The organism is Streptomyces sp. NRRL F-2580, assembly GCF_000720115.1.
GTDB lineage: Bacteria > Actinomycetota > Actinomycetes > Streptomycetales > Streptomycetaceae > Streptomyces.
The window spans coordinates 148,825-162,899 of record NZ_JOIR01000017.1; the positions used below are offsets into that span (position 1 = coordinate 148,825).

The 14,075-nt window shown below is 70.6% G+C and carries 10 protein-coding genes and 2 pseudogenes; 6 read left to right on the forward strand and 6 right to left on the reverse strand.

Going from position 1 to position 14,075, the window contains the following annotated elements; all coding sequences use genetic code 11:
* Positions 1–239 precede the first annotated feature (239 nt).
* From IF88_RS0120445 to IF88_RS0120455, 3 genes are all read left to right on the forward strand, one after another.
* On the forward strand, positions 240–1,451 hold the full coding sequence (locus tag IF88_RS0120445; protein WP_030714139.1) for a pyridoxal phosphate-dependent aminotransferase: 1,212 nt from the start codon (positions 240–242) through the stop codon (positions 1,449–1,451).
* 92 nt (positions 1,452–1,543) lie between these two features.
* A complete protein-coding gene (locus IF88_RS0120450; RefSeq protein ID WP_030714143.1) occupies positions 1,544–1,936 on the forward strand; it encodes a hypothetical protein in 393 nt (130 codons plus the stop codon).
* Positions 1,937–2,192: 256 nt separating this feature from the next.
* Positions 2,193–2,843 carry an RDD family protein gene (locus tag IF88_RS0120455; protein ID WP_030714146.1) on the forward strand — a complete coding sequence of 217 codons (651 nt, stop codon included), beginning with the start codon at positions 2,193–2,195 and terminating at the stop codon, positions 2,841–2,843.
* Positions 2,844–2,905: 62 nt separating this feature from the next.
* Here IF88_RS0120455 and IF88_RS0120460 read toward each other — a convergent pair whose 3' ends face one another.
* Positions 2,906–3,337 (reverse strand): hypothetical protein, encoded by a 432-nt coding sequence (locus tag IF88_RS0120460; protein ID WP_158754470.1) that lies wholly within the window; start codon positions 3,335–3,337, stop codon positions 2,906–2,908.
* A 278-nt stretch (positions 3,338–3,615) separates the two neighbouring features.
* On the opposite strand from IF88_RS0120460, the pseudogene IF88_RS47310 reads away from it, so the two are divergent.
* Together IF88_RS47310 and IF88_RS47950 are read left to right on the forward strand one after the other, a co-directional pair.
* A pseudogene (locus IF88_RS47310) lies at positions 3,616–3,990 on the forward strand (vWA domain-containing protein); the annotation flags it as partial.
* Positions 3,975–4,190, forward strand: a pseudogene (locus IF88_RS47950) (hypothetical protein); the annotation flags it as partial. The pseudogenes IF88_RS47310 and IF88_RS47950, both read left to right, overlap by 16 nt.
* A gap of 216 nt (positions 4,191–4,406) precedes the next feature.
* Here IF88_RS47950 and IF88_RS0120470 read toward each other — a convergent pair.
* Positions 4,407–6,236 carry a phosphoenolpyruvate carboxykinase (GTP) gene (locus IF88_RS0120470; RefSeq protein ID WP_030714154.1) on the reverse strand — a complete coding sequence of 610 codons (1,830 nt, stop codon included), beginning with the start codon at positions 6,234–6,236 and terminating at the stop codon, positions 4,407–4,409.
* A 211-nt stretch (positions 6,237–6,447) separates the two neighbouring features.
* Between IF88_RS0120470 and trhA the strand changes: the two genes are divergently transcribed.
* Positions 6,448–7,170: a PAQR family membrane homeostasis protein TrhA gene (gene trhA, locus IF88_RS0120475; protein ID WP_267884505.1), complete on the forward strand. Its 723-nt coding sequence runs from the start codon at positions 6,448–6,450 to the stop codon at positions 7,168–7,170.
* Between the two features lie 54 nt (positions 7,171–7,224).
* On the opposite strand, the gene IF88_RS0120480 is transcribed toward trhA, so the two are convergent.
* The 4 genes from IF88_RS0120480 to IF88_RS0120495 are packed head-to-tail and all read right to left on the reverse strand — an operon-like array spanning position 7,225 to position 14,002.
* The gene (locus IF88_RS0120480) at positions 7,225–9,654 is read right to left on the reverse strand and encodes a galactose oxidase-like domain-containing protein (RefSeq protein ID WP_030714160.1); all 2,430 of its coding nucleotides are present in this window, start codon (positions 9,652–9,654) and stop codon (positions 7,225–7,227) included.
* 23 nt (positions 9,655–9,677) lie between these two features.
* Entirely contained in the window at positions 9,678–10,916 is a 1,239-nt protein-coding gene (locus IF88_RS0120485; protein WP_078893011.1) for a glycosyltransferase, read from the reverse strand.
* 6 nt (positions 10,917–10,922) lie between these two features.
* Positions 10,923–12,596 carry a phospholipid carrier-dependent glycosyltransferase gene (locus IF88_RS0120490; RefSeq protein WP_037806442.1) on the reverse strand — a complete coding sequence of 558 codons (1,674 nt, stop codon included), beginning with the start codon at positions 12,594–12,596 and terminating at the stop codon, positions 10,923–10,925.
* Positions 12,593–14,002 (reverse strand): glycosyltransferase, encoded by a 1,410-nt coding sequence (locus IF88_RS0120495; protein ID WP_234323614.1) that lies wholly within the window; start codon positions 14,000–14,002, stop codon positions 12,593–12,595. The genes IF88_RS0120490 and IF88_RS0120495 overlap by 4 nt, the downstream gene beginning before the upstream one ends.
* Between the last annotated feature and the right edge of the window lie 73 nt (positions 14,003–14,075).

The following is a 14,075-nucleotide window of genomic DNA, read 5'->3' on the forward strand; positions in this document are numbered from 1 at the left end:
GGCCGGAGCGCTCCGTCACCCTCGGTCCTCACCCGTCCACCGAGGTGACGAGCGCAACATCCCGCTTTTTCGCCGGCCCCGCCCCCACCCATTCCGCAGGTCGGAACCGCGCGCGGCCCCGGATTCCAAGGGGGGACCGCACGACCACCCACCCATTACCCGAAATGGGACATTTCGCTCTTCGGGCCTGTCTTCGAAAAGGCACGTCAAGCCCGCACCCGGGCCCGTAAGCTCCCGTCATGCAGGTGATCCAGTCAACCAAACTCGCCAATGTCTGCTACGAGATCCGCGGCCCCGTGCTCGAAGAGGCCATGCGGCTCGAAGCAGCAGGTCATCGCATCCTCAAGCTCAACACCGGCAACCCCGCGGCCTTCGGCTTCGACTGCCCGCCGGAGATCCTTGAGGACATGCTCCGCAACCTGGGCAACGCCCACGGTTACGGGGACGCGAAGGGGCTGCTCTCCGCGCGCCGCGCGGTCATGCAGCACTACCAGACCAAGGGCATCGACCTGGACGTCGAGGACATCTACCTCGGCAACGGCGTCTCCGAGCTGATCCAGATGTCGATGCAGGCGCTGCTCGACGACGGTGACGAGGTGCTGGTCCCGGCACCGGACTACCCGCTGTGGACCGCGTCCGTCTCCCTCGCCGGCGGTACGGCCGTGCACTACCGCTGCGACGAGCAGGCCGACTGGATGCCGGACCTCGCCGACATCGAGCGCAAGGTCACCGACCGCACCAAGGCGATCGTGATCATCAACCCGAACAATCCCACGGGCGCGGTCTACGACGAGGAGATGCTGCGGGGGCTGACGGACATCGCCCGCCGCCACAACCTGGTCGTCTGTTCGGACGAGATCTACGACCGGATCCTCTACGACGGCGCCGTGCACCACAACACGGCCGCCATCGCCCCCGACCTGCTGACGCTGACCTTCAACGGCCTCTCGAAGAACTACCGCGTCGCCGGCTACCGGGCCGGCTGGATGGCGGTCTGCGGCCCGAAGAAGCACGCCACCTGCTACATCGAGGGCCTCACGATCCTTGCCAACATGCGCCTGTGCGCGAACATGCCCTCGCAGCACGCCGTGGCCACCGCGCTCGGCGGCCGGCAGTCGATCGAGGACCTGGTCCTGCCCGGCGGGCGGATCCTGGAGCAGCGCAACGTCGCGTACGACATGCTCACCCAGATCCCGGGCGTCACCTGCGTGAAGCCGAAGGGCGCCCTGTACGCCTTCCCGCGGCTGGACCCCTCGGTCTACAAGATCAAGGACGACCGGCAGATGGTCCTCGACCTGCTGCGGGCCGAGAAGATCATGGTCGTGCACGGTACGGGCTTCAACTGGCCCGAGCCCGACCACTTCCGGATCGTGACCCTGCCGAACGCCACCGATCTGGCCGACGCGGTGACGCGGATCGGCAACTTCCTCGACGGCTACAGCCAGCTGTAGCGGTGGACACGCACGGCCAACAACAGGATTCAGCTCAACTTTAGAACCAATCCAATGTAGGATGGTCTCCTGACCACGCAGGAGGCCACCTCATGTACGAGCCGATCCGCACCAAGTCGGTCGTCCACCGCGTGGGCGCCGCGCCGTCCGACTATCCGCACAGCAGCCGCGGCGAAGCGCTGGACATCCAGCTCGCCGGCCACCTCGCGGCCCTGCTCGCCGTCACCGACGAGCTCGGGCTCGACGGGGTCGCCGCCGAGATCGCCGTCCAGGTGGCCCGGCTGCGCGGGTCCCAGCCCGCACGTGCGCCGCAGCGCACGGCCGGGGACACCGCCGCGCTGCACCAGCGCGCGCACGACCTCGCCGCCCGCGCGCTCCTCGTCGCCGCGTCCCGCGCCGACACCACCGCCGCGATCCTCGCCGCCGAGCGCATGGACGCGCACACCGCCGCCCTGAAGTCCTCGGACCTGGCCGGCGCCCTCTAGACGGCCCCGGTCCGGGGCCGCGGAGGCTCCGGACCGGGTGCCACGTTCCGGTGTCGACCGCGCTCGCGCGGCACGCCCCACGGCAGGTTCCGCCGCAGGTTCCGCGGCCCGTGACAGGGGCGGGAATTGGACAGAACCCGGTGCTCCGAACACGATGAGGGCTGAAAGTTCGCGGCAGCACGGGGGAGGCCGCTCACAAGTCCATCTCCTCCACGCCGCTTCGTCCCCGTTTCAGCAGCCTGGAGAGACTTCACCGATGAGCTTCGGCGACCCGAACAACCCCTACGGCCAGCAGCCCCCGCAGGGCCAGCCCGGCTACCCGCAGCAGGCCCCGCAGGGCGTGCCGCCGCAGTACGGTTACCCGCAGCAGCCCCCGCAGGGTGGGGCCCCGCAGTACGGCTACCCGCAGCAGGCGCCGCCGCCGGCCTACGGCTACCCGCAGCAGCCGGGGATGCCGGGCATGCCCGGTATGCCGGGTGCGGGCATGCCGCCGCTGGCCCACTGGGGCCTGCGCGTCGGCGCGTACCTGCTCGACGCCCTGATCATCGCCGGCCCGATGTACGCGCTGGCCGGCATCGGCGCGGCCATCAGCGGCGGGGACTCCGACTCCGCGGCGGCCGGCGTGCTCGGCCTCATCGGCATGCTGTACGCCCTCGGCATGTTCTTCTTCCAGATCTACAAGGAGGGCACCACCGGCCAGACGATCGGCAAGAAGGTCGTCGGCATCAGCCTCCACAAGGAGGCCGACGGCGCGACCCTCGGCTTCGGCATGGCCTTCGTGCGCAAGCTGGCGCACATCCTGGACGGCATCCCCTGCTACCTCGGCTGGCTGTGGCCGCTGTGGGACGCCAAGAAGCAGACCTTCGCCGACAAGGTGTGCAGCACCGTCGTCGTCAAGGTGAAGTGACCCGTTGAGCGCACACCGGCCCGCGCCGCACGGCGCGGGCCGGTGACGCGGGCCCGGACGCCTCAGGGCGTGTCGGGCGTCCGCTCGAACTCCGCTCCCGCGACCCCGCACCACGGCACCGTCGCCACCGGCCACACCGGACCGACCGTCTCACCGTGCTCGGTCGCGCCCGGGGCCACGCCCGGGATCCTCAACAGGGCCTGTGCGGCCCGGCGCTCCGGGGCCGGTTCGGCGCCGTCGCGGAACTCCACCGTGACGATGTACGCGCCGACGCCCTCGGCCCGCCCGGCCGCCTCCACCGCGGCCACCACCCGCCGGCTCGCCGGATCGATTCGGCACCCGGTGACCCGTACGTCCTCCAGGGCCGCCCTGGGCGGCGCCCCGGGAGGTTCGCCGCCGCTCGCCCACACGTACAGGCCCAGCGGGGCGAACACCAGCAGTCCGGCCAGCGTCACCAGACCGACCAGCCAGCCCTGCCACTTCAACGCGCTCACGCCCATGCCCCGATCCTCCCGGGCGGCCGCCCCGCCCACCAGCACCCGAGAGCTCACACAGCATTTCGAAGTGGGACCGCCTGGACACCTGACGTTCATGCAACTCGCCGCGGAATGCGGGTTTCCGCGAGCACGCTGCACCCGTGAGACGCATCCTGGGAATCGTCCTGGGCCTCCTCCTGATCGGCGGCGTGCTCTACGTCGTCGCCTTCCAGGGGCAGGATCACCCAGAAACCACGGCAACGAAGACCGTGCGTGGCGTCATCGGCTCGGAGAAGTCCGAATCGCTGGAGCCGGACGGCGGTACGGCGGTCTACGGCAGCCTGGAGGCGGCCTACCAGCACCTCGGCAAGGGCGGCGCGGACGCGTTCACCTCGATCGTGCTGATGACGGACGGGGAGAACACCGAGGGCGTCGGGGCCAAGCACTTCGACTCCTTCTACGCGGCCCTGCCCGAGGCGCAGCGGCAGACGCCGGTCTTCGCGGTGCTCTTCGGGGACTCGGACCGCAAGGAGCTCGCCCACATCACCGAACTGACCGGCGGGCGGCTCTTCGACGCCACCGGCGTGGGGGTCCCCCCAGCGGTAGCTGGGGGAGGTTCGCCGACCGGAGCCTTCGAGGAGATCCGTGGCTACCAGTGGGCCTCGGCCTGACCCTCGCCGGGGTGGCGGGCGCGTACTGGCCGGTGGTGGTGGCCGGGCTGTACGGGGCGGGCGCGCTGATCGCCCCGCCGGAGCGGGTGGCGCCGCCGCCGTCCGACCCGAGCGAGGAACTCGACCTACTGCGCGGGGACTTCGCTCGGCTGCGGGAGTACCTGGCCGAGGTGGAGCTGCCGGCGGCGGCCGGGAGCCGGCGGGCGGGCTGCTGGAGCTGTACGGACGGCGGACCTCCGCGAAGCAGAGGCCCGCCGTCAGCAGACGCACACGGCCTATCTGGAGGAGCGCGGACGCTCCTGAAGACAGGCCGGTGCAGCGGTGGGAACCGCTTGGTCGGGGGCTCCCACAGCGGTGGGCGCCGCTTGGTCGGGGGCTCCCACGTTCATTGGCCCTTCTTCAGGGCGCGTCCTGGATCAGCCCAGGCGCTCCACGAGGGCGTGGTACTGGTCCCACAGCTCCTTCGGCGTGTGGTCGCCGTAGGTGTTCAGGTGCTCGGGGACCAGGGCGGCCTCCTCGCGCCAGACCTCCTTGTCGACCGTGAGGAGGAAGTCGAGGTCCGCGGCCGGCAGGTCCAGGCCGTCGAGGTCGAGGGAGTCCTTGGTCGGCAGGATGCCGATGGGGGTCTCGACGCCCTCGGCGGTGCCGTCGAGGCGCTCGACGATCCACTTCAGGACGCGGCTGTTCTCGCCGAAGCCGGGCCACACGAACTTGCCCGCGTCGTTCTTGCGGAACCAGTTCACGTAGTAGATCTTCGGGAGCTTCGCCTGGTCCTTGTCCGCGGCCACCTTGACCCAGTGGGCCATGTAGTCACCCATGTTGTAGCCGCAGAACGGCAGCATGGCGAAGGGGTCGCGGCGCAGCTCGCCGACCTTGCCCTCGGCGGCGGCGGTCTTCTCGGAGGCGATGTTCGAGCCGATGAAGACGCCGTGGTTCCAGTCGAAGGACTCGGTGACCAGCGGCACGGCGGAGGCGCGGCGGCCGCCGAAGAGGATCGCGGAGATCGGGACGCCCTTGGGGTCCTCCCACTCGGGGGCGATCGTCGGGCACTGGGAGGCGGGGACGGCGAAGCGGGCGTTGGGGTGGGCAGCCGGGGTCTCGGAGTCCGGAGTCCAGTCGTTGCCCTTCCAGTCGATGAGGTGCTTGGGCGCCTCTTCGGTCATGCCCTCCCACCACACGTCGCCGTCGTCGGTGAGCGCGACGTTGGTGAAGACGGTGTTCGCGTACATGGTCTTCATGGCGTTGGCGTTGGTGTGCTCGCCGGTGCCGGGCGCGACGCCGAAGAAGCCGGCCTCGGGGTTGATCGCGTAGAGGCGGCCGTCCTCACCGAAGCGCATCCAGGCGATGTCGTCGCCGATGGTCTCGACGGTCCAGCCGGGGATGGTCGGCTCCAGCATGGCCAGGTTGGTCTTGCCGCAGGCGCTCGGGAACGCGGCGGCAAGGTACGTCGGAGATGCAGCCTCACCCTGCGGCGGGGTGAGCTTGAGGATCAGCATGTGCTCGGCGAGCCAGCCCTCGTCGCGGGCCATGACGGACGCGATGCGCAGGGCGTAGCACTTCTTGCCGAGCAGGGCGTTGCCGCCGTAGCCGGATCCGTAGGACCAGATCTCGCGGGTCTCCGGGAAGTGCGAGATGTACTTGGTGGTGTTGCACGGCCACGGCACGTCCGCCTGGCCCTCGGCGAGCGGAGCGCCGAGGGTGTGGACGGCCTTGACGAAGAAGCCGTCGGTGCCGAGCTCGTCGAGGACGGCCTTGCCCATGCGGGTCATGGTGCGCATGGCGACCGCGACGTAGGCGGAGTCGGTGATCTCGACGCCGATCGCGGAGAGCTCGGAGCCGAGGGGGCCCATGCAGAAGGGGACGACGTACATCGTCCGGCCCTTCATGGAGCCGCGGAAGATGCCCTGCTCCCCCGCGAAGAGCTCCTTCATCTCGGAAGGAGCCTTCCAGTGGTTGGTCGGGCCCGCGTCCTCCTCCTTCTCGGAGCAGATGAAGGTCCGGTCCTCGACGCGCGCGACGTCGGAGGGGTCGGAGGCGGCGTAGTACGAGTTCGGGCGCTTCGTCTCGTCGAGCTTCTTGAACGTGCCCTTGCTGACGAGCTCCTCGCACAGGCGCTCGTACTCGGCCTCGGAGCCGTCACACCAGACGACGCGGTCCGGCTGGGTGAGGGCTGCGATCTCGTCCACCCAGGAGATCAGCTCCTGGTGAGTCGTCGGGATGGTGGGAGCCGCGTTGTCGCGCGCCACGATTGCTCCTTGTTGAGGGGTGTGTTTGGTGTTTGCCCCGTGGGGGCTGCGACCCGGACGCTTCGCGCTCCGCTCATCCGGTGCCGACCGCACTCATCTGATCATCCGGTGGATGTGCGCATATGTCCAGAGGGCCTCTCACGTGAGCATTGCCACGTCCGTCAATCTTCCGTAAAGACGACTGAAGGAAACCTACGGACCCGTAGGTAGCATGGCGCCCATGACTTCTGACCCCGCCGCCGTCCCGGCCGCCGCGGCCACACCGGTAGTCGAGGCCCTGGAGGCGGCCGAGACCGCCCTGGAGGAAAAGCCGCTGCTGCGCGGCTGGCTGCACCTCGGGATGTTCCCCGCCGTGGTCGTCGCCGGTCTGGTGCTGATGGCCTTCACCGACTCGACCCGGGCACGGGTGGCCTGCGGGGTCTACGTCCTCACGGCCTGCCTGCTCTTCGGCGTCAGCGCGGTCTACCACCGCGGCACCTGGGGGCCGCGCGGCGAGGCCATCCTGCGCCGGCTCGACCACGCCAACATCTTCCTGATCATCGCGGGCACTTACACCCCGCTGACCGTCCTGCTGCTCCCGCCCTCCACGGGACGGACCCTGCTGTGGGCGGTGTGGATCGCGGCCGCCGCCGGCATCGCCTTCCGCGTCTTCTGGGTCGGCGCCCCGCGCTGGCTCTACACCCCCTGCTACATCGCCATGGGCTGGGCGGCGGTCTTCTTCCTGCCCGACTTCATGCGCACCGGCGGCATCGCCGTCCTGGTCCTGGTGATCGTCGGCGGCCTCCTCTACAGCGTGGGCGGGGTCATCTACGGCATGAAGCGGCCCAACCCCTCCCCCCGCTTCTTCGGCTTCCACGAGGTCTTCCACTCGCTGACCCTGGCCGCCTTCGTCGCCCACTACGTCGGCATCTCGCTCGCCGCCTACTCGCACTGAGCCCGGGGAAGGGGCCCGGCCGCGAGCGTGCGGCCGGGCCCCTTCCCGCTGGGTTCAGCAGGCGTAGCCGTCGCGGTCGGGGTCGAGGCGCAGCGGGTCGCTGCCGTTGACCTTCAGCCGCTTCGGGTACTGGTGGGAGGCCAGCCAGTCACAGCGGGCCTTGGCCGTCTCCTTCACCTCGCCCGGGAAGCGGGTCGGCACGCACACGTTGACCGTCCCGTAGTGCCGGTCGCAGCCCGCCACGCCGGGCGCGACGGGTACGGAGTCCCGCTTGGCCCCCTCTTCATCGGGCACAGTCTGTTTGGCCGGCCCGAGCTTGTCCGCGAAGGAGTGCTCGTGCGCGGACGGCTGATCCTGGGTGGCCGCCAGGGCCGACGGACCGCCCAGGTGCACCCAGGTGGCGAGGGACGGGACGCCGTTCGCGTCGACCGCGAAGAGCATGTACCAGCCGGGCGGCGCCAGGTTCGGGTTGCTCGTCACGTTGAGGTCGATGTCGTTCCCGTTGACGGTCATCGGCAGGTCCACGAACCGCTGGTTGGGGTCCGAGGAGTGGGTGACCGCCGCCGGACGGATCAGCTCCGCCTTGGCGACGGGGCGGTTGACGGTGATCCGCTGCGTGTCCCCGTACACCCACTGCGTGTCGATCACCGAGGTGATCTGCGGGCGGGCGCCCTTGAACAGGTAGGGCGGGGTGTAGATCGACACGTTGTGGTTGTAGGTGCCGTTGCCCGGGTTGTCGCCGACCGACATGACCCGGCCGTCCGGCATCAGGAACGACGCCGAGTGGTAGGTCCGCGGGATCGGGTCGGTGGCGAGGCCCGGTTGGTAGGTGTTGGTCGCCGGGTCGAAGAAGGAGGCCTCGAAGACCGGGTCGGCCCGGTCGTGCAGCCCGCCGCCGGTCTCCAGCACCTTGCCGTCCGGGAGCAGCACCGCCGACACGTACATCTTGCCCTCGGCGCCGGTCTGCGGCCGCTTGCCCGTGCCCGTGTCGACCAGTCCCTGCGGGAGGTCGGGGCCGGCCGTGTAGCCGGGGCTCGGCTTCTTCAGGTCGATGACGTCGGTGATCCGGTTCGCGGCCGGGTTGGTCTCGTTGTTGCCGCCGCCGATGGTCAGGATCCGCTGGTCCTGCGCCGGGGGCAGCAGCACGCTCGCCGACTCGTCGCGCTGGTCCTTGTTCCGCAGGCCCGGCACGTCGGTGATGGTGTTGGCGTCGTAGTCGTAGATCGAGGCGCCGGTGCCCTGGGTGCCGTTGCCGAAGGTGTGGCTGCCCGAGTAGAAGAGCCGCCCGTCCTGCATGAGGATCATCGACGGGTACAGGCCCCAGTACGACCAGGTCTGGTTGACCTCGTTCATCGGCAGCCACTTGTTCTGCGCCGCCGAGAACTTCTCGGCGGTCACGTTGCCCGTGGAGTCCTCCTTCAGCCCGCCGAAGGAGATCACGTCGCCGTTGCCGAGGACCGTCGCCGACGGGTACCAGTGCCCGCCGTTCATGTCGTTCGTCCTCGTGTAGGCCTCGGTCGCCGGATCGAAGACGTAGCTGTCCTTCAGCCCCTGGTAGCCGATCTTGCCGTCGGCGGACGGGTACCCCTTGTTGCCGCTCATCACCAGCACCCGGCCGTCCGACAGCTGCACATGGCCCGCGCAGAACATGTCCACCGGCGTCGGGATCGTCTTGAAGGTGCCGTTCGCCGGGTTGTAGACGGCCGAGGTGAAGGTGCCCGCGTTGAACTGGGCGATGTCGTTGCCCGACCCGGCGATCAGCAGCACCTTGCCGTTCTTCAGGACGACGGCGTGCATCGAACGCACCGGGTTCTTGGCCGGGATCACCTCCCACTTGCCCTTGGCGCACTCCTCCGCCGTACCCGAGCAGACCGGCTGCGGCGGCGCCGCGCCCACCTCCTCCAGCGCGTAGTCGTCGGTGGTGAGCGTGCCCACCCCGTAGACCGACAGCCCCCACGCGATCTTGTCGGTGTTGGGCGGCACGGCCGGCGTACGGACCTCCGTACGCGCCCAGGCGGCGCTGACCGGCGGATTCTGCAGATCGGTCCAGTACTGCCAGCCGGCCGTCGTGTCACGGCGGAACACCGTCACCGACACGTCCGGGGTGTCCGACTTGTACCAGGCGGACAGGTCGTACTGCTTCCCCGGGGTGACGGTCGGGGCGCAGGTGCTGTTCTCGGTGACCAGGGCCTTGCGGTCGCCGTCCACGCGGCGCGTGAGGGAGACCTTCATCGCCTTGGTGCCGGTGTGCGCCTCGGCCACGGTGGCGAAGGAGAAGTCGTTGTCGCCCCAGCCGGACTTGGACCAGCAGGACGGCATGTCGGCGCCGGCCGGGCCGGCCGTCTCGAAGCCGGGGTTGGAGAGCAGGTTGGGCGGACCGGCCGTGGCCTGCTGCGGTGCGGTGAGCAGCAGGCCCGCGGTCATCGCCCCGACGGCGAGCAGGGCGGCCCGCCGCCCGGACCTCCGCCGGATCGTCAGACGCATCGAAAGGATCCCTTCTGTGCGGCTCAACTCCTGGAGTGGCGGCCCGCCTTGGCCGGGGCGCCGGGGGTGCGGGACTGGCGTGACGTGCGCGAACCGCGCGAACCGCGCGACCTGCGCGGCAGATAGACGAGGGCCTCGGTGGCCGCGAACCGCAGGACGAAGGTGGTGACCAGCGCGAGCGCGGTGGCCGGCAGCACCTCCATCCCGAACCGCGCGACGAACACCGCGATCAACGGGATGCGCAGCAACAGATCGGCATTGGCCAGCAGGGCGAACCGCCCCACCCGGTCCGCCCAGTGGCGGTGCCGGCGCCGGTCACGGAAGAGCAGGGTCTCGATGAGGAGGAAGTTCCACAGCACCCCCGCCTGGTTGGCGACGATCTCGGCGGGGAGGTAGTGCATCCCGGCGTGCGTGAGCAGCCGGAGCGCGGCCAGGTTCGGGACGAAACCGGAGAGCCCGATCAGCCCGAAACCGATCATGCGGGCCAGCGGGGTCGCGGAGCGCAGCGAGGCCAGGTGGGCGAGGAAGCGCATGCCCTCGCGGGCGGTGGACTTGGACTCCCCCGAGAAGCGGTCCTGGAACACGAACGGGATCTCGGCGACCTTGGCCGGGCGGCAGCGCACCGCCAGCTCCAGCAGGATCTTGTAGCCGAGGGGTTGGAGGGCCTCGGCGGTGACGGCCGAGCGGCGCATGGCGAAGAAGCCGCTCATCGGGTCGCTGAGGCCGCGCAGGGCGCGCGGGAAGAGCCCCTTGGTCAGCCAGGTCGCACCGCGCGAGACGGCGATCCGGTAGCTCCCTGCGAGACCGGCCCGGCTGCCGCCGCTGAGGTAGCGGGAGGCGACGACGAGGTCGGCGCCGGTGCGCTCGCCCTCGCCGACGAGCTCGGGTACCAGGTGGGGCGGGTGCTGGAGGTCGGCGTCCATGACCACGATCCAGTCGGTGTCCGCCCGCTTCATCCCTTCGACGACGGCCCCGCCGAGGCCTCCCTCGGCCACCTCCCGGTGCAGGACGGAGACCGGGAACGGATGGTCGGCGGCGGCCTTCTCGATGGCGGCGGGGGTGTCGTCCGTGGAGTCGTCCACGAACAGCACGGCGCAGGGCAGGTGGTCGGGGAGCGCGTCACCGAGCCGGCGCAGCAACTCGGCTACGTTCCCCGCCTCGTTGAAGGTGGGGACGATGAGGGTGACGCTGCCGGTCAGGGCCTGCGGAGCGGCAAGCTCCGCATCGATCGGGGCATGGAGGGACCACAGGTCCTCGCTCATGGTGACTCAGCTCCCACTCGTGCGGTCGGCGCGGTCGGTCCGGCGGATCTCGATGCGGTCCTCGCCCGACCCGAAGACGGCCACCACGCTCGAATGCTCCAGCGCGGCCTTCACCGTGGGCAGGTCCACCGCGTCGCGGCGCACCGTGGGCGAGGAGACCACGTAGTCGATGTCGCGCCAGCCGCCCGGCAGTGTCTTGGTGACGGCGGGGTCGAGGTCGGCCTTGTAGAACCAGATGGCGCCGAGCCCCGGCTCGAAGCCGCGGTGGACGGCGTCCAGCCACAGCGCGTCGTCGAGCAGGACGCGGGTGGCCGCCGGCTCGGCGACCTCGCTGCCGAGCCAGGCCGCGGCCTGCCGGTACGGGGCGTTGGCGTCGGCGGTGAGGGCGGTGCGGTTGCCGTCGTACCAGCGCGGCAGGACGTACACCGCGGCGGACGCCGCCAGTACGCAGAGCAGGACCCGGCGCGCCCACACCAGCTGCCTGCGCTCCCCGGCCGAGCGGCGGCGGCGCAGCACGGCGTGCGTGATGCTGGCGGCGCCGCCCGCGAGGACCAGGGCCAGGAACGGCAGGGCCTGGATCACGTACATCGCCGGGAGGTAGCCGGAGGGCCGCATCGCGACGAGCCCGAGGATCACGGCGGCCAGCGCGGGCCCGGCGAGCGCGCGGGCGCTGACCGACCAGCGGACGGTGGCGAGCAGCAGGAGGGCGCCGGCCAGGCCGCCGAGCGGCAGGACCGTGTCGTAGTAGAGCCAGGACCGCAGGACGCCGTTCGAGCCGGAGCCGGGGGTGAGGATGAAACCGGAGCCCGGGCGGCTCATCTGGTAGGTGATGCCGTCGACGAGCGAGACGTGGCCGGTGCCGGGCAGCAGCTCGCTGTTGAGGAGGGCGTACAGCGGGTACGAGAGCCCGATCAGCGCGCAGGCGGTGACGGCTCCGGTGACGGCGAACTTGCGGGTGTCGCGGTGACTGTGGCGCCACATCGTCACCAGCAGCGCCGGGAGCACCACCAGCATCGTCTCCTTGGTCAGGACGGCGGTGGCGGCCGCCAGCCCGGACCCGAAGTGGTGCCACAGGTGCCGGCTCGGTGACGCGGCGAGGCAGAAGGCCAGCAGCATCCACATCACGGCGAGGTTGTCGAGGAAGATCTCGCGCTGGAGGACGACGGAGAGCGGGGACAGCCCGAAGAGCGCCATCGCCAGCCCGGCCGCCCAGCGCGGCAGCCACAGCCGGCGCGCGAGGACGTACATCAGCACGGAACTGGCGGCGGAGACGGCGAGCATCGAGAACCGCATCGGCGCGACGGTCATCCAGTCGGGCACGAAGAGGGACGGCAGGTACGTCAGGCCCGCGACCTGGATCCAGCCGAGCGGCGGATGGTCGTACCAGTACGTGTAGTGGGCGAGGCCGTCGCCCTGCTGGACGGCCCACGCCTGGGCGAGGTAGGTGCCCTCGTCGTCGCTCAGCGTCGGGAAGTGGGTGATGTTCCAGCCCTGGACGAGCAGGATCACGAGCAGCAGCGCCCCGCACAGCAGCAGGTCGGGGCGGGAGGAGCGGAACCGCACGAGCGGCCGGCCGGGGGCGGCGGGGCGGACGCCGAGTCCCCCGACGGGGCTGCGCTGGGCGGGGACGGTGAGGGTCTCGGGCTGGGGATCAGTGGCCGTGGGCAGGGTGGCGGTCACTGGCGGCTGTCCTCTCGGATCGCGGCGGAGGCGGAGGCGGAGGCGGAGGCGGCGACTGCGGCGGTGGCGGTCGTGGCGCTCGCGGGGCTTGCGGCGGTCGTGGCGCTTGCGGCGCTCGCGGGGCTTGCGGCGGTCGCGGTCGCGGGGCCTGCGGCGCCGGCGGTCGCACTCGTCAGGTGGGCGCCGGTGTGGCTCGTCAGCTCCCACTCGTTGCGGCCGCGCTGCTCGCGCCAGACCGCGCGGATCGCGGCGCCCGCGAGCATCACCTGGTAGAACGGGCCGCCGACGACGAGCTTGACGTAGTGCACGAAGCGGACGGGCAGGCCGTACTGCCGGCCGAAGTCGTGCAGGCCGACGATCTCGAAGACGAAGGTCACCATCGCCGTGATCATGGGGAGGAAGGTGATGATCGCGATGCCGACCGGTACGTCGAGGAAGACCGCGACGGCGAAGTTGAGCGGGATGATCACACCCGACGCGGCCTGCATGAACGGCGTCATCAACGTGTAGCGGGCCAGCCAGCGCTGGCCCCGCCCCGGCAGCTGCTGCCAGTCCTTCTTCCGGTACACCTGGAGGAACCCCTGGTTCCAGCGGGTGCGCTGCTTGAGCAGGCTGACCAGCGAGCCGGGCGTCTCCTCGCGGGTGACCATGTCGGAGTCGTACGCGACGACCACCTTCTTGCCGACCGACGACAGCCGCACCCCGAGGTCGCAGTCCTCGGCGAGGCAGTCCTGGTCCCAGCCGCCGGCCTCGCGCAGCACCTCGGTGCGCACGAAGACGGTGTTGCCGCCGAGCGGGATGAAGCCCTTCTCGGCGTGCAGGTGCAGCCGGGAGCGGAACCAGAAGAAGTACTCCAGGCAGTTGCGCAGGCTGTACCAGCTGGAGTGGAAGTTGATGAGCTGGACCCCGCCCTGGACCACGTCGGCTCCGGTGGAGCGGAAGGCGTGGTCGACGTGGGCGAGCAGCTGGGGGTGGACCTGGTCCTCGGCGTCGAAGACTCCGACGATGTCACCACGGCAGGACGGCAGGGCGGTGTTGAGGGCCTTCGGCTTGTTCTTCGTCTCGTGGTGATCGACGACGACCCGTACGCGGGCCGGCTCGCGGGCGGCGGCCCGTTCGGCGACGGCGGCGGTCTCGGGGTCGTCGTGCCCGACGATCACGATGATCTCGTAGTCGGTGTGGCTCGACTCCAGGAGCCTGTCGATGGTGTGCTCCAGCACCGCCTGCTCGTGGCGGGCGGGCAGCAGCAGCGAGAAGGCCAGGCGACCCTCCCCGTCGGGACGGTCGAAGCGGGTGGAGGCGAGCACCTCGGGGGTCCGCCACGCGTGCATCTGCCACCAGAGCGTGAACGCGGCCATCCAGAAGAGCGCCAGCGAAATGACAACAATGAACACAGATGTGTACAAAACGTCCCCCACAGACCCGCCGCCCCCCGGCAGCGATCAGCGAACCCCCCGGGAGCGCACGACGGGCCCCCCG